This window comes from Streptomyces sp. NRRL S-378 (assembly GCF_000720645.1).
Lineage (GTDB): Bacteria > Actinomycetota > Actinomycetes > Streptomycetales > Streptomycetaceae > Streptomyces.
This window is the reverse complement of sequence record NZ_JOBX01000009.1, coordinates 1-19180: the sequence shown is the minus strand read 5'-3', so window position 1 is coordinate 19180 and position 19180 is coordinate 1. Positions and strand designations below refer to the sequence as shown.

General features: G+C 71.5%; 19 protein-coding genes and 1 pseudogene. 8 read left to right on the top strand and 12 right to left on the bottom strand.

Annotated elements, in window-relative coordinates; genetic code table 11:
- Positions 1 to 27: 27 nt before the first annotated feature.
- Together IH80_RS0108310 and IH80_RS0108305 are read right to left on the bottom strand one after the other, a co-directional pair.
- Complete coding sequence (locus tag IH80_RS0108310) at positions 28 to 582, bottom strand: NuoB/complex I 20 kDa subunit family protein (RefSeq protein ID WP_030028258.1); 555 nt, start codon at positions 580 to 582, stop codon at positions 28 to 30.
- Positions 583 to 597: 15 nt separating this feature from the next.
- Positions 598 to 957 carry an NADH-quinone oxidoreductase subunit A gene (locus tag IH80_RS0108305; protein WP_030010013.1) on the bottom strand — a complete coding sequence of 120 codons (360 nt, stop codon included), beginning with the start codon at positions 955 to 957 and terminating at the stop codon, positions 598 to 600.
- Between the two features lie 799 nt (positions 958 to 1756).
- Here IH80_RS0108305 and IH80_RS0108300 point away from each other — a divergent pair.
- On the top strand, positions 1757 to 2587 hold the full coding sequence (locus IH80_RS0108300) for a C40 family peptidase (protein WP_030958912.1): 831 nt from the start codon (positions 1757 to 1759) through the stop codon (positions 2585 to 2587).
- Between the two features lie 182 nt (positions 2588 to 2769).
- Positions 2770 to 3042: a hypothetical protein gene (locus tag IH80_RS0108295; protein ID WP_030958910.1), complete on the top strand. Its 273-nt coding sequence runs from the start codon at positions 2770 to 2772 to the stop codon at positions 3040 to 3042.
- Positions 3043 to 3058: 16 nt separating this feature from the next.
- Here the strand turns inward: IH80_RS0108295 and IH80_RS0108290 are convergent, their stop codons facing one another.
- Positions 3059 to 4342, bottom strand: coding sequence for a geranylgeranyl reductase family protein (locus IH80_RS0108290; protein WP_030653424.1), 1284 nt, complete (start codon positions 4340 to 4342; stop codon positions 3059 to 3061).
- Positions 4343 to 4439: 97 nt separating this feature from the next.
- Between IH80_RS0108290 and IH80_RS0108285 the strand changes: the two genes are divergently transcribed.
- A complete protein-coding gene (locus IH80_RS0108285) occupies positions 4440 to 4979 on the top strand; it encodes a GNAT family N-acetyltransferase (protein ID WP_030958908.1) in 540 nt (179 codons plus the stop codon).
- 36 nt (positions 4980 to 5015) lie between these two features.
- On the opposite strand, the gene IH80_RS0108280 is transcribed toward IH80_RS0108285, so the two are convergent.
- Both IH80_RS0108280 and IH80_RS0108275 read right to left on the bottom strand, forming a co-directional pair.
- Entirely contained in the window at positions 5016 to 5933 is a 918-nt protein-coding gene (locus IH80_RS0108280; RefSeq protein WP_030958906.1) for a glutaminase, read from the bottom strand.
- Between the two features lie 32 nt (positions 5934 to 5965).
- A complete protein-coding gene (locus IH80_RS0108275; RefSeq protein ID WP_030958905.1) occupies positions 5966 to 6658 on the bottom strand; it encodes a demethylmenaquinone methyltransferase in 693 nt (230 codons plus the stop codon).
- Positions 6659 to 6923: 265 nt separating this feature from the next.
- Here IH80_RS0108275 and IH80_RS0108270 point away from each other — a divergent pair, with 265 nt between their 5' ends.
- Both IH80_RS0108270 and IH80_RS0108265 read left to right on the top strand, forming a co-directional pair.
- On the top strand, positions 6924 to 7832 hold the full coding sequence (locus IH80_RS0108270; RefSeq protein WP_030958904.1) for a DUF3152 domain-containing protein: 909 nt from the start codon (positions 6924 to 6926) through the stop codon (positions 7830 to 7832).
- Between the two features lie 51 nt (positions 7833 to 7883).
- Complete coding sequence (locus IH80_RS0108265; RefSeq protein ID WP_030958903.1) at positions 7884 to 8294, top strand: response regulator transcription factor; 411 nt, start codon at positions 7884 to 7886, stop codon at positions 8292 to 8294.
- Here IH80_RS0108265 and IH80_RS0108260 read toward each other — a convergent pair.
- The 4 genes from IH80_RS0108260 to IH80_RS0108245 form a co-directional block, all read right to left on the bottom strand.
- The gene (locus IH80_RS0108260) at positions 8260 to 8904 is read right to left on the bottom strand and encodes an imidazolonepropionase-like domain-containing protein (RefSeq protein ID WP_030958901.1); all 645 of its coding nucleotides are present in this window, start codon (positions 8902 to 8904) and stop codon (positions 8260 to 8262) included. The two genes, IH80_RS0108265 and IH80_RS0108260, sit on opposite strands and share 35 nt — an antisense overlap.
- Positions 8905 to 8917: 13 nt before the next feature.
- The gene (gene mqnC, locus IH80_RS0108255) at positions 8918 to 10117 is read right to left on the bottom strand and encodes a cyclic dehypoxanthinyl futalosine synthase (protein WP_030958899.1); all 1200 of its coding nucleotides are present in this window, start codon (positions 10115 to 10117) and stop codon (positions 8918 to 8920) included.
- A gap of 78 nt (positions 10118 to 10195) precedes the next feature.
- Positions 10196 to 12007: a serine/threonine-protein kinase gene (locus IH80_RS0108250; protein ID WP_030958897.1), complete on the bottom strand. Its 1812-nt coding sequence runs from the start codon at positions 12005 to 12007 to the stop codon at positions 10196 to 10198.
- A gap of 216 nt (positions 12008 to 12223) precedes the next feature.
- A complete protein-coding gene (locus tag IH80_RS0108245) occupies positions 12224 to 13087 on the bottom strand; it encodes a menaquinone biosynthetic enzyme MqnA/MqnD family protein (RefSeq protein ID WP_030958895.1) in 864 nt (287 codons plus the stop codon).
- 237 nt (positions 13088 to 13324) lie between these two features.
- Here IH80_RS0108245 and IH80_RS0108240 point away from each other — a divergent pair, with 237 nt between their 5' ends.
- On the top strand, positions 13325 to 13528 hold the full coding sequence (locus IH80_RS0108240) for a cold-shock protein (protein ID WP_030012116.1): 204 nt from the start codon (positions 13325 to 13327) through the stop codon (positions 13526 to 13528).
- Positions 13529 to 13711: 183 nt separating this feature from the next.
- Here IH80_RS0108240 and IH80_RS44600 read toward each other — a convergent pair whose 3' ends face one another.
- Positions 13712 to 15382 carry a lytic transglycosylase domain-containing protein gene (locus tag IH80_RS44600; RefSeq protein ID WP_234432165.1) on the bottom strand — a complete coding sequence of 557 codons (1671 nt, stop codon included), beginning with the start codon at positions 15380 to 15382 and terminating at the stop codon, positions 13712 to 13714.
- Between the two features lie 447 nt (positions 15383 to 15829).
- Between IH80_RS44600 and IH80_RS0108230 the strand changes: the two genes are divergently transcribed.
- Complete coding sequence (locus IH80_RS0108230; protein WP_030958893.1) at positions 15830 to 16426, top strand: dihydrofolate reductase family protein; 597 nt, start codon at positions 15830 to 15832, stop codon at positions 16424 to 16426.
- Positions 16427 to 16643: 217 nt separating this feature from the next.
- The gene (locus IH80_RS0108225; protein WP_030958891.1) at positions 16644 to 17609 is read left to right on the top strand and encodes a hypothetical protein; all 966 of its coding nucleotides are present in this window, start codon (positions 16644 to 16646) and stop codon (positions 17607 to 17609) included.
- Positions 17610 to 17718: 109 nt separating this feature from the next.
- On the opposite strand, the pseudogene IH80_RS41975 reads toward IH80_RS0108225, so the two are convergent.
- A pseudogene (locus tag IH80_RS41975) lies at positions 17719 to 18296 on the bottom strand (IS5 family transposase); the annotation flags it as partial.
- 223 nt (positions 18297 to 18519) lie between these two features.
- Positions 18520 to 19068: a hypothetical protein gene (locus IH80_RS0108215; RefSeq protein ID WP_158943335.1), complete on the bottom strand. Its 549-nt coding sequence runs from the start codon at positions 19066 to 19068 to the stop codon at positions 18520 to 18522.
- Positions 19069 to 19180 lie beyond the last annotated feature (112 nt).

Sequence of the window (19180 nt, the reverse complement as noted above, 5' to 3'; positions counted from 1 at the left end):
TGCCGTGGTCGGGCTCTTGGGTCTCGCTCACCGGAGCAGCCCCTTCATCTCAATGGTGGGGAGGGCCTTGAGGGCCGCCGCCTCCGCCTCGCGGGCCGCTTCCTCCCGGTTCACGCCGAGCTTTCCGCCCTGGATCTTCTGGTGGAGCTTGAGGATGGCGTCCATCAGCATCTCGGGGCGGGGCGGGCAGCCGGGGAGGTAGATGTCCACCGGGACGATGTGGTCGACGCCCTGGACGATCGCGTAGTTGTTGAACATTCCGCCTGAAGATGCACAAACCCCCATGGAGATGACCCATTTGGGAGCGGGCATCTGGTCGTACACCTGGCGCAGCACCGGCGCCATCTTCTGGCTGACCCGTCCGGCCACGATCATCAGGTCGGCCTGGCGCGGGGAGCCGCGGAAGACCTCCATGCCGAAGCGGGCCAGGTCGTACCGGCCCGCTCCGGTCGTCATCATCTCGATGGCGCAGCAGGCGAGGCCGAAGGTCGCCGGGAAGACGGACGACTTGCGCACCCACCCCGCGGCCTGTTCGACGGTGGTCAGCAGAAAGCCGCTCGGCAGCTTCTCTTCCAGTCCCATGGGAAATTCAGCCCCTCAGTCCCATTCCAGGCCGCCGCGGCGCCATACGTAGGCGTAGGCGACGAAGACGGTGAGCACGAAGAGCAGCATCTCGACGAGCCCGAAGATCCCCAGGGAGTCGAAGGTGACGGCCCAGGGGTAGAGGAAGACAACCTCGATGTCGAAGACGATGAAGAGCATCGCCGTCAGGTAGTACTTGATGGGGAAGCGGCCGCCGCCGGCCGGCATCGGTGTCGGCTCGATGCCGCACTCGTAGGCTTCGAGCTTCGCCCGGTTGTACCGCTTTGGACCGATCAGCGTGGCCATGACCACGGAGAAGATCGCAAACCCTGCGCCGAGGGCGCCGAGCACGAGGATGGGCGCGTACGCATTCACGCTCCTCGCTCCTTCCAGTCGTCCTTGACCGTTGGACCGCCGCCGGCCGGAGCCCCTCCCGGTGGGAGCGGGGGCGTGCCCCGCCTCGCGAAGATCGTGCACATGTGAGGCAGTTCACAAGCCGGACTGGTGCGCATCTTATGCCTGCTCGTCTGTGATCTGCGACACGGGTAACAACACCGAGTTTGTGATCTCCACCACCTGACGAACGATCATGAAGTCCGATGAGTGGTGATCTTCATACGCGAAGCATCCGCATGATCACCAAAGGTGACATTCGAGCCCGTTGTCGCAGGTGAACGGCGCACCGCCCTATCAAACGATGGCGACTGCAGGCAAATTGGCCTGGAAGGGTCTGTGATGGTAAGGGGATCCGTGTCGCCCGGTCGGGGGGCCCGCGCGTACGGAGGTGGACGCAGGGCACACGAGGGTGCGGCGGGGCACCGAGTGCGTGCATCCGTTCACGATCTTCCCGGCGGCGCGCGAGGGCCCGCTTCACAGGAAGGTCACGGACCGGCCACAGCGTCCGCATGGCGTGATCCTCCTGTGACCTGCGCCACTCTGAATCAAGCGTTCCGAAAGCGGGCTTGGCCATCTGTGCGGAGGGATGGTAGTCCGTGGATCAATTCGGACTTAATTCTGAAACCCCATGATCACAGCCTTGTGAAGGCGTGTCCGTTTCGCCCGTTACGGCGTCAATAAGAAGCGTGACGCGCCCGGTTCGCGCCCTTCGCGCGCAACTGTGGCGCACCCCACGTTTCTTGAAGGGACCCCTGACGCCCTGATAGCGGTTGTTCTCATGTCCCACACCGCTCACATACCCAGCCACCGGAAGCCCCGCCGCAGCGCCTCGAAGCTCGCGGTCCGCGCCGGAGTTGCCGGTGGCGTCCTCAGCACCCTGGCCATGGCCGGCACCGCGAGCGCGTCCCCGTCCGAGCCCGTGGCCGAGACGACGCTCGAAATGCCGGTCCTGAACCTGGACCTGGCCGCCGAGGTCTCCTCCGCGGTCACCACGGCCGCCGAGAACACCCGTCTGGCCGCCGTGGAAGGCGAACTGACCGCCCAGGAGGAGAGCGCCCGCACCGGCGCCGCCGCCGAGGCGAAGCAGGCCAAGGAGACGGCCCAGAAGGCCGCGGAGAAGAAGGCGAAGGAGGAGGCCGACCGCAAGGCCGAGGCCGAGCGCGCCACCCGCGACTCCGACCGCACCGCGCTGAAGAGCACCTCCACCGCCGCCAAGGCCCCACAGGGCACCGGCACCGTGACGGCCCCGGCCACCGGCTCCGCCGCCGCCATCGTCAACTTCGCCCGCGCGCAGGTCGGCAAGGCCTACGTGATGGGTGGCACCGGCCCGTCCTCCTTCGACTGCTCCGGCCTCGTCCAGGCCGCCTACCGCCAGGCCGGCATCTCCCTGCCGCGCATGTCCCAGGCGCAGTCCACGGCCGGTACGTCCGTCTCCCTGAACGCCCTTCAGCCGGGCGACATCCTCTACTGGGGCTCCAAGGGCAGCGCGTACCACGTCGCCATCTACGTCGGCGGCGGCAAGTTCGTCGGCGCGCAGAACCCCAGCACGGGCATCGTCGAGCGCAACCTGAGCTACGACAAGCCGACGGGCGCCGTCCGCGTCCTCTGAGCCCCCTCCTGAGCCCCGCTCGGACCACGGCAGCAGACACGGCCGCAGGGCCGGTACTCCCCCGCTCGGGGGTGGAGTACCGGCCCTGCGGCCGTTGTCGTGGGCGCCGGTACGCGGCGTTCCGGTCCCTGCGAAGATAGCGGGGCAGGCCCCGAGCGTCAGACCCTGGAGGTGGTGGTCCCGTGGGCACACAGCCGTACGAGCACCACGAGGCCGGCGACCCCACCGCGGTCCGGGCCGCCCTCGGCCTCGGGCTCCTCGCCGTCGGGGGCTGGCTGCTGAACACCACCCGCCCCTGGCAGAAGCCGGGGCACGCCCTCCTCCTCGCGACCGGCTGGACCGTCTCGGGCGCCCTGCTGGTGTGCGGCCTGGTCCTGCTGGCCCGGAGCGTGCGCAGCGTGCACGGCGGCCCCGACCCGGAACACCGGGGTACCGGGGACCGCCGTCCTTCGTGAGCGCCCTGCGCCGGCCTCAGGCCTTCGGGGCCACCTTCGAGAGGCCGTTGATGATGCGGTCCATCGCGTCGCCGCCCGCCGGGTCGGTCAGGTTGGCCAGCATCTTCAGCGTGAACTTCATCAGCAGCGGGTGGGTGAGGCCGCGCTGCGTGGCGACCTTCATGACCTTCGGGTTGCCGATCAGCTTCACGAAGGCGCGGCCCAGCGTGTAGTAGCCGCCGTAGGTCTCCTTGAGCACCTTCGGGTAGTTGTGCAGCGCCAGCTCGCGCTGCGCCGGGGTGGACCGGGCCTGCGCCTGCACGATGACGTCGGCCGCGATCTGGCCCGACTCCATGGCGTACGCGATGCCCTCGCCGTTGAACGGGTTGACGAGACCGCCCGCGTCACCGACCAGCAGCAGGCCCTTGGTGTAGTGCGGCTGCCGGTTGAAGGCCATCGGCAGCGCCGCACCGCGGATCGGCTGCGTCATGTTCTCCGGGGTGTAGCCCCAGTCCTCCGGCATCGAGGCGCACCAGGCCTTGAGGACCTCGCGCCAGTCCAGCTCCTTGAAGGCCGAGGAGGAGTTGAGGATGCCGAGGCCGACGTTGGACGTCCCGTCGCCCATGCCGAAGATCCAGCCGTAGCCGGGCAGCAGCCGGTCCTGCGGACCGCGCCGGTCCCACAGCTCCAGCCAGGACTCCAGGTAGTCGTCGTCGTGCCGCGGCGAGGTGAAGTACGTGCGCACCGCGACGCCCATCGGGCGGTCCTCGCGCCGGTGCAGGCCCATGGCCAGGGACAGCCGCGAGGAGTTGCCGTCGGCCGCGACGACCAGCGGGGCGTGGAAGGTGACCGGGGTCTTCTCCTCGCCCAGCTTCGCCTGCACGCCCGTGATCCGGCCGGTACGGGCGTCGCGGACCGGCTCGCCGACGTTGCAGCGCTCGTACAGCCGGGCGCCGGCCTTCTGCGCCTGGCGGGCCAGGATCTCGTCGAAGTCGTCGCGCTTGCGGACGAGTCCGTACTCCGGGTAGGAGGCGAGTTCCGGCCAGTCCAGCTGGAGCCGCTGCCCGCCGCCGATGATCCTCAGGCCCTTGTTGCGGAGCCAGCCGGCCTCTTCGGAGATGTCGATGCCCATCGCCACCAGCTGCTTGGTGGCGCGCGGGGTCAGGCCGTCGCCGCACACCTTCTCGCGCGGGAACGCCGTCTTCTCCAGCAGCAGGACGTCCAATCCGGCCTTGGCGAGGTAGTAGGCGGTGGTCGAGCCGGCGGGCCCGGCCCCGACGACGATCACGTCCGCGGAGTGTTCGGAGAGGAGCTCGGTCACTGCGGGGTCTCCCGAAGGCTCGATAAAGGGTGCCCAACGGCACCGGACACGTGCAGTCTATGCAGCGAGAGTGATCGCGATCCGAAGGGCTGCCCCGATGACGACTTCGCCGACCCGGCCGCCGCTCCCCGCGGTGCGGCTGCGCGTGCCCACCGACGAGGACGCGCACGCCTGGCACCGCGTCTTCAACGACGCCGATGTCATGGAGTTCCTCGGAGGCCCCGCCGAGCTGTCGGAGTACGAGGAGTTCACCGCGCGCCAGCGCATGCACGACGCACAGCTCGGCCTCTGCCTGTGGACGCTGCTGGACGGCGACGGCGAGGTGATCGGCTTCACCGGGGCGCAGCCGTGGCCGGCGGACAAGGCGTGGGGCCCGGTCGGGGAGATCGAGATCGGCTGGCGGCTCGGGCGGGCGGCCTGGGGCCGCGGCTACGCGTACGCCGCGGCGCTGGCCACCCTGGACCGGGTCCGCGAGGCCGGGATCCCGCGGGTGGTGGCGATGATCCACGCCGGCAACGCCCGCTCCGTGGCCGTGGCGGAGCGGCTGGGCATGACCCTGGCCGAGGAGTTCACCACCCCGGGCGGCAACCCGGCCCGCCGCTACGCGCTCGCCCTCCAGGACGTGTCCGCGGGGTGACCGTGGGGGTGTCCGGCGGGTCAGGGCCGGACACCCCTAGAACACGGAGAGGCCCGTCAGGGTCGTGAAGCGGTCCAGCGCCGCGACGCCCGCGACCGAGTTGCCGCGGGCGTCCAGGCCCGGGCTCCACACCGCGAGCGCGCACCGGCCCGGGACGACGGCGACGATCCCGCCGCCCACCCCGCTCTTGCCGGGCAGCCCGACGCGGTAGGCGAACTCGCCCGCCGCGTCGTACGTCCCGCAGGTCATCATCACCGCGTTGACCTGCTTGGCCTCGCTGCGCGTCAGCAGCCGCGAGCCGTCGGCGCGCAGCCCGTGCCGGGCCAGGAACCGTCCGGCGCGCGCCAGGTCGGCGCAGCTCATCTCGATGGAGCACTGCCAGAAGTAGTGCTCCAGCAGCGCCGGCACCGGGTTGTCGATGTTCCCGTACGAGGCCATGAAGTGGGCCAGGGCCGCGTTGCGGTCCCCGTGGCCCTGCTCGGAGGCGGCCACCTCGGCGTCGAAGCCTATGTCCGGGTTCTGGCTCTCCTGCCGCAGGAACTCCAGCACTTCGCTGCTCGCGTCGCCCGTCAGCGTCTGGAGCCGGTCGGTGACCACGAGGGCCCCCGCGTTGATGAACGGATTGCGCGGAATGCCGTTCTCGTACTCCAGCTGCACGAGCGAGTTGAACGGGTTGCCCGAGGGCTCCCGGCCGACCCGCTCCCACAGGCTGTCGCCCCCCTCGGCCAGCGCCAGCGCGAGCGCGAAGACCTTCGTGATCGACTGGGCGGAGAAGGGCACCTGCCAGTCCCCCACCCCGAAGACGTTGCCGTCGAGATCGGCCACGGCCATCCCGAACTGCCCCGGGTCCACGGCGGCGAGCGCCGGGATGTACTCCGCGGGCGTGCCACTGCCCAGCAGCGGGGCGATGTCGGCGGCGATCCGCTCCAGCAGGGGCTTGTAGTCCGTGGACACGGCGTCGGGCGGCAGGGCGTCGGGCACGGCGGTCAGTCCTTGGTGCCTCTGTGCAGCGCGACGATGCCGCCGCTGAGGTTGCGCCAGGCGACCTTGGACCAGCCTGCCTTCTGCAGCAGGGCGGCCAGCGCAGGCTGGTCGGGCCATGCGCGGATGGACTCGGCCAGGTACACGTACGCGTCGGGGTTGGACGACACCGCGCGGGCGACGGGCGGCAGCGCGCGCATCAGGTACTCGGTGTAGACGGTCCGGAAGGGGGCCCAGGTGGGCTGCGAGAACTCGCAGATCACGACCTGCCCGCCGGGCTTGGTCACCCGGTACAGCTCGCGCAGTGCCGCGTCGGTGTCCTGGACGTTGCGCAGGCCGAAGGAGATCGTCACCGTGTCGAAGACGTCGTCCTTGAACGGCAGCCTCGTCGCGTCGCCGGCGGTCAGCGGAAGCCAGGCGTTCCGCTTCTTGCCCTCCATGAGCATGCCCAGGGAGAAGTCGCACGGGACCACGTACGCGCCGGTCGCCGCGAAGGGCAGCGAGGACGTCGCCGTACCGGCGGCCAGGTCGAGGACCCTCTGTCCGGGGCGCGCGTCGACCGCCTTGGCGACCTCCTTGCGCCACACCCGGTCCTGGCCGAGCGAGAGGACGTCGTTGGTCAGGTCGTAGTTCGCCGCGACCCTGTCGAACATGGAGGCGACTTCGTGCGGCTGCTTGTCCAGGGAGGCCCTTGTCACTGGCGTTCGCCCCTCGTGTTGCGATGCGGATCGGCGGGTACGGCCCCATCCTCTCAGGCCGCACCGGCCCGGGCGGCGCGGGCTCCGCCGTACCCCGCCGTGCTGGACCCGTACCCGAACGTAGAACTGGTCCGAAGGACAGTTACGCTGCGACGTCGCATGCGCGTTGACTGCCAGGGTGCGGCCCGGTGAGGGTCACCCACCGGATCAGAACCGCAACCGTGGGCGGGTCCGGCAGTGGCCGCCACGAACAGGAAGCTTCACGATGCCGGCAGGCCATTCCACCGGTCGTTCCCGCCGTGACGGCCCGCGCGCCAGGCGCCGGGCCGAACGGCGCAGGCGGCTGCGGCGCACGATCCTCATCGGCTCGGCGGCACTCGTCGCCGTCTCGGCGACCGCCTACGCGCTGCTCCCCGAGGACGAGACCACCGCAGCCGCCAAGGGCCGCACCGCCACCCGGACCGACGCACCGGACGGGGAGGGCACCGACGCCGCGGGGAACCCGCTCCCGCAGGGCGGCGCGAAGTCTCCCGAGGCCAAGCCCTCCCCCGCCGCACCCTCGCCGCAGCCCGCCTCGCCCTCGCCGTCCACCGGCGCCCCCGCGACGACGCCGGGCAAGCCCGGCACCTTCGCCGGCTCCACCGCCGCCGGCGGCGTGCAGGGCAAGGGGACGACCCGGCGCTGGCGGCTGGAGGTCGAAGAGGGCAGCGGGATCGACCCGGAGGCGGCCGCCCGCTCCGTGGAGGCGATCCTCGGCGATCCGCGCGGCTGGACCAAGGACCCGCGGTACGGCTTCCAGCTCGTGGGAGCGGGCCAGCCGGTGGACTTCACCGTCAAGATCGCCTCGCCCGGCACCACCGACCTCCTGTGCGACGTGGTCACACCGGAGCTCATCGGCGAGACCAACTGCCGGGTCGGACACACCGTGGTGGTGAACCTCAAGCGCTGGAAGGAGGGTTCGCCCCAGTTCAGCGGTTCGGTGGAGGAGTACCGGGCGCTGATCGTCAACCACGAGGTCGGGCACGAGATCGGCCGCGGCCACGAGGGCTGCCCGGGCCCCGGAAAGCCCGCCCCGGCGATGATGCAGCAGATCAAGGGCCTGGACGGGTGCAAGTCCAATGCCTGGCCGTTCGACGCGAACGGAACCTATCTGTCGGGTCCGTCCGTCCTCTAGGGAAAGGACGGCCGACGGAGGGGCCGCCCGGGGGGATCGAGGAGTGGAACCGTGCGCGTCGTCAGCTTCAGCGTCCCACCGTGGTTCCCCTCGTACGAGGAGCCGGACGGGCCGCCGGCGCAGCACGGGGACCGGTCGTTCGAAGCGATGCTGACCGAGCAGGAATCCGCGGTGTTCCTGTGCCTGGCCACCGGCGCCTCCAACCGGGAACTCGCCGGAGAGCTCCAACTGTCCGTCAGCACGGTCAAGTTCCACGTCGTGAACATACGGGCCAAGCTCGGCGGGATCAGCCGCCTCCAGGCCTGCCTGCTGGCCGCCCTCGCCCGGGAGGGCAGCAGACCGGCCGACCTCCCGCCCCACGAGCAGGCACCCGCCGCCGACGGACTCCGCGACGACGGGCCCGGCGACCGGCTCGGCGACGACCGGCTCAGCGGCGGCGGTGCAGCAGCCGCCCCCCGATGACGGTGGCCACGCACGTGGTCGCGCCCCGCGCCAGCAGCTCGGCCTCGTCCGCCACGGCGAACACCGCGAAGCGCGCCGCCGCGCCCGGCTCCAGCACCCCGTGGAAGGCCTCCGCCGCCGACTCCCGGCCCGCGAACGGATCCAGGGCCGGCCGCCCCTCGTAGGGCGCCGGCGGCAGGATCGTCAGGCCCGAGCGGGACAGCGCCGTGCGCACCGCCGCGACCGTGAAGCGGCCGCACACCGCCACCACCCCGCGGGCCAGCAGCCGCTGCGTGCCGCGCCGTGCGCTGTTGCCCCACCGCGCCTCGGTCATCTTCAGGGCGTCCAGCGCTTCCGCGCCGCTGATCGGGTCCGCGCCGAGCTCCGTGACCTCGTAGGGGTCGTCCGGGTAGTACGTCCGCTCCAGCAGCTCGTCCGCCCCGCGCACCAGCAGCCCGGGGGTGAGCACCCCCGGCCAGCGGCGGACCCGGGCGTGCGAATGGGCCGCGCCGAGCTCCTCGTACGGACCCACCCGGGCGATCCGGTCCCCCTCGACGAGGACCGCACCGCCTTCCAGCGGCGCGGATCCCGGTCCGGTGACGAGGAGTTCGGCGGCGTGCAGCGTCAGCATCGTGTCGGACGCATCAGTTCGCGGAGATGAGCTTCAGCTCGGGATGCGCGGTGCCGCCCTCGATGGCGGTGGAGGAGATGTGCGAGACGACGCGGTCGTCGGCCGGGTCGTTCGCCGGGTCGTCGTGCACCAGGAGGTGCTCGTACGTCGTCGCGCGCTGCGCCGGCGTACGGCCCGCCTTGCGGATCAGGTCGATGATCTCCTGGCGGTTGGAGCGGTGCTTGGCGCCGGCCGAGGAGACGACGTTCTCCTCCAGCATGATCGAGCCGAGGTCGTCCGCGCCGTAGTGCAGCGAGAGCTGGCCCGCCTCCTTGCCGACGGTCAGCCAGGAGCCCTGGATGTGGGCGATGTTGTCGAGGAACAGGCGCGCGATCGCGATCATGCGCAGGTACTCGAAGATCGTCGCCTGGGTCCGGCCCTTGAGGTGGTTGTTCTCGGGCTGGTAGGTGTACGGGATGAAGGCGCGGAAGCCGCCCGTGCGGTCCTGCGTGTCCCTGATCATGGCGATGTGCTCGATGCGCTCGGCGTTGGTCTCGCCGGTGCCCATCAGCATGGTGGAGGTGGACTCCACACCCAGCTTGTGGGCGATCTCCATGATCTCCAGCCAGCGCTCGCCGGACTCCTTGAGCGGGGCGATCGCCTTGCGCGGCCGGGCCGGCAGCAGCTCGGCGCCGGCGCCGGCGAAGGAGTCGAGGCCGGCGGCGTGGATCCGCTGGATGGCCTCCTCGGCGGAGACGCCGGAGATCCGGGCCATGTGCTCGACCTCGGACGCGCCGAGGGAGTGGATGACCAGCTGCGGGAAATCCTTCTTGATCGCCGAGAAGTGGTGTTCGTAGTACTCGACGCCGTAGTCCGGGTGGTGCCCGCCCTGGAACATGATCTGCGTGCCGCCGAGCTCGACGGTCTCCGCGCAACGGCGCAGGATGTCGTCGAGGTCGCGGGACCAGCCCTTCTTCGCGTCCTTGGGGGCCGCGTAGAAGGCGCAGAACTTGCACGCCGTGACGCACACGTTCGTGTAGTTGATGTTCCGCTCGATGATGTACGTCGCGATGTGCTCGGTACCGGCGTAGCGGCGGCGGCGCACCGCGTCGGCCGCCTGCCCCAGCGCGTGCAGCGGCGCGTGGCGGTAGAGGTGGAGTGCCTCTTCCTTGGTGATCCGGCCCCCCTCGGCGGCGCGGTCGAGGACAGACTGGAGAACGGCCTGGTCGGTCACCGGGAGTCACCTTTCGGCGGTGTGTCTGTGTTCAGGGTCCGGACCGATCCAGCCTACGCCAGGGCCCGGCGGCGGATTTCAGGGGCTGCGGGTGAGGTCTCCTTCGGGGTTTCCGGCCGGGGAGTCGCCCGACTTGTAGTGCAGTGTTCCGTTCTCGTTGAGGGTGAAGCGCTCGTTGGCGGAGCCGTTGGAGCACATGCCGGGCGCCGGGTTGGGTCCGGCGGAGGTGTCCAGGACCAGGGAGCGGTCGGTCGCCGAGGCGAGCTTCCAGTCCCCGCTGCAGTCGGTGCCGAGGACGGGGATGATCGACTTGTCGCGGCCGACGACCTCGCCGACCCGGCCCGCCTTGATGGTGATCTCGAACTCGGTGGTCAGGCGCGCTCGGGCTGTGGTGACGGTGCCCTTCCAGGTGCCGATGAGCTCCTTGGGGACGTCGGTGCGGGTCCCGGCCGCGGGCGACGCGGGGCTCGCGTTCGGCGCCGGGTCCGAGGGGGCCGAGGCGCCCGGGGCCGGCGAGGAGGCGGAGGGGCGCGCCCCGGCATCGGCCGAGTCCCGCCGCTCGCCTCCCTCCCCGGGCAGCAGGTCCAGGAAGTAGATCCCGCCGGACAGCACCGCCAGGACGGCCGCAGCGGCCAGCACGACGGTGCAGCTGAACCGGCGCCCGGCGGCACTGACGGTGACCTGCCGCCCGTCGGAGGCGGTCCGCGGCGGCGGCACCGCGCCCGCCCCGGGGGCCGCGCCGACGGCCGGACCTGTGCCGGCGGTCTCGGTGGGACTGCCGTACGGGCCCGCGGCCGGGACGGCGTACGGGGAGCCCGCGCCCTGGCCCCCGTACGAGGGGTCCGGCGCCCCGAAGCCGACGCCCGGGCCCGCGGGGGTGTACGCCCCGGCGGTGAACGGCACCGGGCCGGAGACGGCCTCCGGGACGGCCGGGCCGGCGGCGCCGGCCGAGGCACCCGCTGCGGCTGCGGCCGGGCCGGGGTCCGCGGCGCCCTCGGAGGGGTCGGCGTCCAGGTCGAGCAGGGCCACCGCGGCCCGGCTGGCCGCCTCGACCAGCGGGGCGGGGAGCCAGCCGGGAGCGCCGAGTGCCCCGGCGAGGGCGTCGGCGACCGCCGCGGGGGCGGGCCGGTCGGCGGCCGTCTTGGCCAGGCAGGCCTCGATCAGGTCGCGGAGGTCGCCGGCCGGGAGCTCGCCGAGCTCGGGCGGCTCGTGGACCACCTTGTAGAGGAGGGTGGCCGAGTTGTCCCCGCTGAAGGGCGGCCGGCCGGTCGCCGCGAAGGCCAGCACCGCGCCGAGCGAGAACACGTCCGCGGCCCCGGTGATCCCCTTGCCGAGGATCTGCTCGGGCGACATGTAGCCGGGCGAGCCGACGGACACGCCGGTGGAGGTCAGCGAGGCGGTGCCGTCCGTCGCCCGCGCGATCCCGAAGTCGATCAGCCGCGGCCCGTCGAGGGTGAGGATTACGTTCGACGGTTTCACGTCCCGGTGGACCAGGCCCAGGCCGTGCACGGCCACCAGGGCACGCGCCAGCCCCGCGCCGATGGCCCGTACCGAGGACTCGGGGAGCGGCCCGTGCGCGGCGAGCGCGCGGTCCAGGGAGGGGCCCGCCACGTATCCGGTGGCCACCCACGGCACCGGGGCCTCCGGGTCCGCGTCCAGCACCGGGGCGGTCCACTCCCCGCCGACCCGGCGGGCCGCCTCGACCTCGCGGCGGAAGCGGGTCCGGAACTCCTCGTCGGAGGCGAAATGCGGATGCACGATCTTGACGGCGACGGTCCGGCCGCCCGCACTGCGGCCCAGGTAGACGCGGCCCATGCCGCCCGCGCCGAGCCGGCCGAGCAGCCGGTACGCGCCGATGGTGCGCGGCTCACCGGCTTCGAGCGGATGCATGCCGTCCCCCAATTCCCCGTGATCCCGGGCGCCTTGTGGCACCCCGGCCGGGCAGCAGCCTAGGGGGTGCCTTGCCGATCATGCCGGGGAGAGGGGCGGGGCGTCACCCTTTTGCATTTCCCCGCGCCGGCGGAGGAATGCGGAAAGGACGGGAATTCCCGGGAAACCGGGCATTCGCCTGCCGGGCACCTTGCATCAACCCGGCGGTAAACCCGGTCAGCACTCCTGGGCCACCGCACTGAGCAGCTCCACGGACACATCGGCGGGATACCCCGTCGTCGGTCCGGTTCGGCGGGCGAATTCCCGTACGCCGGCGAGCTGATCGGGCCCGAAGCGGAAGTCGAGCGTCGTGAAGTACCGTTCCAGCAGCTCCGCGTCGAAGGCCTCCCAGCGGGCCGCCTGTTCGGCGACCTTGGTGACCTCTTCGAGGGACAGGTCACGGGAGGCGAGGAAGGCCTCGTGGACCTTCTGCACGACGGCCGGCTCCCGGGCGAGGTAGTCCTTGCGGGCGGCCCAGACGGCGAAGACGAACGGCAGTCCGGTCCACTCCTTCCACATGTGCCCCAGGTCGTGGACGGTCAGTCCGAGCCGGGGCGCGTCGTGGAGGGAGGCCCGCAGTGCGGCGTCGCCGATCAGTACGGCGGCGTCGGCCTCCTGCATCATCACGCCCAGGTCGGGCGGGCAGGTGTAGTAGTCGGGGCGTACGCCGTACTGCTCGGAAAGCAGCAGCTGGGCCAGGCGTACGGACGTACGGGAGGTCGACCCGAGGGCGACGCGGGCTCCGTCGAGCTGCTCCAGCGGAACCTGCGAGACGATCACGCAGGACATCACGGGACCGTCGCAGCCGACCGCGAGATCCGGGAAGGCGACGAGCCGGTCGGCGTTGCGGAGGAATTCGACGAGGGTGATCGGGGCGATGTCCAGCTCCCCCTCGACGAGCCGCTGGCTGAGCTTCTCGGGGGTGTCCTTGGTCAGCTCCAGGTCCAGCAGCGTGCCGGTTCTGGCGAGCCCCCAGTAGAGGGGCAGGCAGTTCAGGAACTGAATGTGGCCGACGCGGGGCCGGCTGCGGTAGACGTCCACATCGCGAGACTAGTCCCACGGTCTGCGTCAGCCTTGCGGCGGGTCTCAAACGTCCGGGTGACGTGATCTTTCCCTCTGGTCTCCGCCGCAGGGTGCGTGCTAGGCTCGACGCAAGTTGCAGTTTGGTTTCCCTTGCAGTACGAGGCCTGCGGAGAATGTGACCCGCGGGCTTTTGTAGTTTTCAGACTTCTTAGCAGGTTCTGGAGCAGGGCGACCCTTTGGCCCATAGGAGGGCTCATGGCTACCGGAACCGTGAAGTGGTTCAACGCTGAAAAGGGCTTCGGCTTCATCGCCCAGGACGGCGGCGGCCCGGATGTCTTCGTCCACTACTCCGCGATCAACGCCTCTGGCTTCCGCTCCCTCGAGGAGAACCAGACGGTGAACTTCGACGTCACGCAGGGTCCGAAGGGCCCGCAGGCGGAGAACGTCACCCCGGCCTAGTCGCCTGGGCCAACCTCAATCGCGGGTTGGAAAAGCAGTACCCAAGGAGCCCCGTCACCTCTGCGCGAGCAGAGCGGCGGGGCTCCTGCCTTTCCCCTCCCGGGCGGGAGGGGCCGAAATGCCTCGGGGCCCGCACCGTGTGCACGGTGCGGGCCCCGAGGCGTCGTCGTTGTACGGCCTGGGTTACTTCGGGGTGGCGGCCGGGACCGGGGCGGTGATCTCGATGTCGATGACCAGGGTCACGTCCTCCGGGGTGACCAGGCGGAGCTGGTAGGTGCCCGGGGCGAGGTCCGCGTCCGTGTGGAGCTCCGGCAGGACGATCCGGCCGTCGGCCGCGGTCGCCGCCAGGGTGAGGCTGAAGACCTTCTTGCCGGCCGCGTCCTTGAAGTACGGGCCCTTCGCGGCCGCCGGGTCGGCCGGCACCCACACGCCGTCCTTCTGCTGGCCGAAGCCGGCGACGACGCCGGACACCGCGACGGCCTTGCCCTTGGCCGTGGCCAGGACCTCGACGCCCTTGATGCTCGTACCGGCCTGCGCCGTCGGGGGCTTCGATCCCGCGGGGCGGGCGAGCAGGTCGGCGGCCGGCGCCGTGACCTTGCCCGCGAAGTTCACCGTGAGCCGGCTCGTGGTGTCGTAGGCCGAGGCGCGCAGGGTGAAGGTGCCCGGCGCGGCGCCCGCCTTCAGGCCGGGGGCGGCGGCGATGCCGTCGGCGCCCGTCTTGACCACCAGGGACTTCGCCGCCCCGAAGAGGGTGCCGGGGGTACCGGTGGCGTCTTCCTCGACCGCGAAGATCACTTCCCGGCCGACGGCGGGCTTGCCGTCGCTGAGGATCAGCTTGACCCGCGGCACCACGGTGAAGGCCGCGCCCGCCTCGGCGGTGAGACCGGGACCGTCGAGCACCGTCAGCTCCGCCAGGTGCGGGGCCGGCTTCTCCGGGGTCGGAGTCGGTGTCGGGGTGGGCGTGGGCGTCGGGGTGGGGGTCGGCTTGGGCGTCGGCGTCGGCTTGGGGGTCGGCGTCGGCGTGATCGAGTTCTGGGGGCGGGGCGTGGGCAGGGTGCCCGGCTGCGCGGGCGGGTAGTTCCCGACCGGCGGGTTGGCCACCTCGGTGGCGCCCTGCTGGTACTGGCGCATGTAGCCGAGCACGGTGTTCACGTACTCGCGGGAGTTGTTGTAGCTGAGGATCGCCTTGTCGAGCTCGGCGGCCACGGACAGGTTCCGGTCGCCGCCGCACAGGTAGAGGCCGGCGCCCAGCGCGGCGTCGTAGATGTTGTTCGGGTCCCGCTTGGCGTCGCCGTTGCCGTCGGCGCCCCAGGTGGCCCAGGTCGAGGGGATGAACTGCATCGGGCCGACGGCGCGGTCGTAGACCACGTCGGCGTCGTACTCGCCCCGGTCGGTGTCGCGGATCTCGGCGAAGCCGTTGCCGTCGAGGCGCGGGCCGCGGATCGGCTTCTCGGTGTAGCCGTCGGCCTTGAGGCCGTAGCCGGAGGCGTGGACGGACTCGACCCGGCCGATGCCCGCGAGCAGCTGCCAGGGCAGCTTGCAGTTGGGCAGCGCGGCGGCCACGGACACCTCGGCGCGGTGGTAGGCGTCGAGGGCGGTCGCGGGTATACCGCTGGCGCCCTCCTGCGTGCCCGTCCCCGCGGCGGGCGGCGGGTCGGCGACGATGTCCGGCAGGTCGAGCCGGGCGTCACCGCGGTCGGTTGCCTGCGGGCTGTCCGGGGTCGGTTCGGACTCTCCCGCATCCGCGGTCGACGGAGTGGACACGACCGCGGCAGTGGTCAGGCTGGCCGCGAGCGCGGCCGTGCACAGGACCTTGCGCGAGGTGTTGACGATGTGGCGGTGAAGCGGCTTCACAGTGCGGCGATCCCCCCAAGGAGCCGTTCAAGGGTATGCGGCCGGTCCGGCCGTGAATATCCACTGTCTATCAGGTATTCCGACCCGACTCGCCGTCCGCCCGGCAGATGTGACGCACCATTCGTCTCGTCTTCACCGGGGTCTGACGACAGAACGGACAACGGTGTCAACTCTCCGTCCGAAATGGCCCGAAGACAACCTGATTCCAGCCAGATCCCGCACGTTCAAGACAACCGAACGCGCGAGCGGTCACGCCGGCCACCGGCACCCGGCCGCCCGGCCACCGTCCACCCGTCCACCCGGCCGCCCGGCCACCGGCGCCTGCCCTCCGTTGGGATGTGACGCGGATCACTTGAGAAGAGCCGGCGGGACCGATGCATTCCGCCGGGCCCGCCGGTCTCAGCTCTGTACACACCGACCGACCCGGACAGAAGAGGAGCGCGTCCCATGCGCATCGTCATCACCGAATTCATCAGCCTCGACGGCATCGTGCAGGCCCCGGGCGGCCAGGGCGAGGACAACGACGGCGACTTCGCCCACGGCGGCTGGACCCAGCCCTTCTTCGACCCGGAGGTCGTCGGCGGCTCCTTCACCGAGGCGCTGGAGAAGGCCGACGCGCTGCTGTACGGGCGCCGGACCTGGCAGAACATGGCCGCGGCGTGGCCCGAGCGGGCCGGCGACCCGTTCGCCGACCGGATGAACGCCCTCCCGAAGTACGTCGTGTCCGACACCCTCGGCGACGACGAGCTCACCTGGAACAACACCACGCGCATCGACGGCGGCAAGGCCGTCGCCCGCATCCGCGAGCTGCGCGACGGCGACGGCGGCGACCTGGTGGTCATGGGGAGCCCCACCCTCGTACGCACCCTGCTGAGCGAGGGCCTCGTCGACGAACTGCGGCTCATGATCATGCCGGTGCTGCTGGGTGGCGGGAAGTCGATCTTCCCGGAGGACGGCGGCCTGCACACCCTCGAACTGACCGCCACGGCCATCAGCCCGGCGGGCGTGCACGTGTGCACCTACCGCCCGGCCGCCCAGGGCTAGGCCGTCTCTTCCGGATCTTGCGACGGCTCGCGCCCCACCGCGTTGTCGGGCCTCCCCCGTACGTCCAGTACGCGGGAAGCCCTCCGCCTTGCAGTGCACGGCACCGGACGACGCGGCCGATCCGTCAAGATCCGAAAACGACGAACAGCCGCACCGGGCCGTGCAGGTGTCCGTACGCACTGCTTGGATATGGGGTGCCGTTCCGAGAGAGGGAAGCATGCCCCGTACCACCCCGCCCCGCCCGCTCGACGTCGCCGCAGTGTTCCCGGAGCTCGTGGGCATGTCCAGGACCGCTACCCGGCTGCACCCCCGGCCCGGCTCGCCCACCGTGCACGAGAGCTCGGTGGGCGGTCCGCTGCTGTGGCCGGCCGGTGAGCCGTGGGCGTCGTGCTCGCAGGAGCACGACGCCCCCTTCGAGTTGAACACGCCCGAGGAGGTGCGCACGCTCCGGCGGATCCGCGCCCTCGACGTCTGGACGGACGAGGACCACGCCGAGGTCTCCCGGATCCACGCCGGTCACGATCCAGCGCTGCTGCCCAAGGGCCCGCACCCGCTGATCCCGGTTGCGCAGCTGTACGCCCGGGACGTGCCCGACCTGCCGTTCCCCGAGGGCACCGACCTGCTCCAGGTGCTGTGGTGCCCGTTCATCGACATCGAAGACCAACCAGGCACGGAATCCGTCCAGCTGCGCTGGCGACGGGCCTGCGACGTGGCGGAGGTCCTGGCCGTCGCGCCGGAGCCTGCGTACGTGGGCACGTACGAGCTGGTGCCGGTCCCGTGCGTACTCCATCCGGAACAGGTCCGCGAGTACCCGGCTGCACACGATCTGGACAGGGAGCTGGCCGAGCGGATCGGCCGCTGGACGGACGGATCCCTCGGCTATCGGGACGACTTGTCCGTCGCAGCGGGATGGAAGGCCGGCGGCTGGGCCGCCCCGTTCACGTTCCGCGACTCGGGCGGTCCGGAAGAGCTGCGCTGCCGAGAGTGCTCGGCCGTCGGGGAGCCGTTGCTCACCCTCGACCACACCGAATGGCAGGGTGAGACTTCCAGCTGGCGTCCCGTCGAGGAACCGCAGGGCGCGTCAGCCGCCCCCACGGACCTGACCGTGGGCCGCGGCTACACCCTGCAGTTCTACGGGTGCCCCACCGATCCCCGGCACCCGCCGGTGACCGTCATGCAGTGACGCGGTGAAGCGCAGAGCGCTCCCCCGGCACCGGGCCGGGAGCGCGCCCCTTCGGTCCTGCTGCTCTGCCGTCCGGTGCCAGGCCGTTCCCTTCGGATGGCCTCGCTGACCAGATGAAGATGGCGGCGAGGCGGAGTCCGGCGAGGCAGATGGTGGCGGTCTTGTCGTAGGGGGTGGCCAGACCGCGCCATTCCTTGAGCTTGTTGATGCAGCGTTCGACGGTGTTCCGTTGCTTGTAGGCCTCGCGGTCGAAGGCCGGGGGTCGGCAGCGGTTGTCGGCGGCCAGGTGGATCTTCGTGGTCAGTCCGCCGCGGGACCGTCCGAGGGCGTGGTCAGCCGGCCCGCCGTCCGGGGCCCCCTTTGACGGGCCCCGGCGGCGTGCTGGTGGGCACGGACGATGGTGGAGTGGACCGCGACGACCCAGTCGAGGTCGCCTTCGGCGTCGGCCTGGGCGAGGAGGGTGGTGAAGACCTTCTCCCAGGTCCCGTCGGCGGCCCACTTCCGCAGCCGGTTGTGGGCGCCCTTCCACGATCCGAAGGACTCGGGCAGGTCCATCCACGGCGTCCCGGTCCGGTACCAGAACGCGATCGCATCGATCACCTGAGGGTGATCACGCCACCGCCCACCCCGCCTCGCCGCCCGATCCGGCAACAACGGCTCGATCCGCGCCCACTGGGCATCAGTCAACGACGCACATCAACCAACGATCAGATGATCCGAAGGAAACGGGCTGGCCGGAGCCGCATCCCGCCGACGGGACCGCCGGCGGGGCGGGGGGCGGTCAACGGGTGTTCGGGGGCGGTCGACGGGTCGGGGGGGGGCGGTCGACGGGTGCGCGCCGCTCGCTGCCGCTCACGGTTGCCCATTGCCGCTCACGGCTGCTCACGGTTGCCCATTGCCGGGTGCTCCGTCAGAACAGGGCGGTTCCGATCCCGACCAGGAGGCCGGCCACAGCCGCCAGCAGGATGGCGCCGAACAGGCCGGCCAGGGAGGCGAGGAAGTAGCCGTCGCCGTTCGCCACGGTGCCGCTGCGGGCACAGGCGAACAGCCAGGCCGCGAACGTCAGGAACGGTACGAGCAGCAGACCGGCGGCCGCGCCGAAGTTGAACACGGCGCTCCCCGACAGCTCGTACGCCCGGCCCCTCGCCGTCCGCACCTCCACCCGGGCGCCGCGCCGGTACTCATCGGCGGCCGTGGCCAGCACGATCTCGCGCGCCGCCTCACCGGACCGGCGCGGGGTGTACCAGCCGGTGCAGTCGATACCGGTCGTGTAGCCCTCCGCGTCGGTGGCCTCGTAGCAGCGGTGGACCCTGACGACCCCGTCGACGGGCCCAAAACCGAGCACGGCGCCCATCTGCGGCCCGGGCAGCACCCACATCAGCCACCCGGCCGCCGCCAACGTGACGACCACCCCGGCCCCGGCCACACCCCGCCCCAACCCCCGCACAACGGCTCGCACACCGGCCCCCTCTCCCGTGCAGCCCGATACCCGCGAGGGGAGGCCGTAACGCACCGGCCGACGCGGGCATCGCTGGGGCTGTCTCTTATACACATCTGACGCTGCCGACGAA

Excerpts from the sequence above, each read along its gene's own strand:
- IH80_RS0108270 (WP_030958904.1), top strand. The coding sequence starts at position 6,924 with ATGCCGGCAGGCCATTCCACCGGTCGTTCCCGCCGTGACGGCCCGCGC.
- IH80_RS0108260 (WP_030958901.1), bottom strand. The coding sequence starts at position 8,904 with ATGCTGACGCTGCACGCCGCCGAACTCCTCGTCACCGGACCGGGATCC.
- IH80_RS0108300 (WP_030958912.1), top strand. The coding sequence starts at position 1,757 with ATGTCCCACACCGCTCACATACCCAGCCACCGGAAGCCCCGCCGCAGC.
- IH80_RS0108230 (WP_030958893.1), top strand. The coding sequence starts at position 15,830 with ATGCGCATCGTCATCACCGAATTCATCAGCCTCGACGGCATCGTGCAG.
- IH80_RS0108285 (WP_030958908.1), top strand. The coding sequence starts at position 4,440 with ATGACGACTTCGCCGACCCGGCCGCCGCTCCCCGCGGTGCGGCTGCGC.
- IH80_RS0108240 (WP_030012116.1), top strand. The coding sequence starts at position 13,325 with ATGGCTACCGGAACCGTGAAGTGGTTCAACGCTGAAAAGGGCTTCGGC.
- IH80_RS0108225 (WP_030958891.1), top strand. The coding sequence starts at position 16,644 with ATGCCCCGTACCACCCCGCCCCGCCCGCTCGACGTCGCCGCAGTGTTC.
- IH80_RS0108310 (WP_030028258.1), bottom strand. The coding sequence starts at position 582 with ATGGGACTGGAAGAGAAGCTGCCGAGCGGCTTTCTGCTGACCACCGTC.
- IH80_RS0108250 (WP_030958897.1), bottom strand. The coding sequence starts at position 12,007 with ATGCATCCGCTCGAAGCCGGTGAGCCGCGCACCATCGGCGCGTACCGG.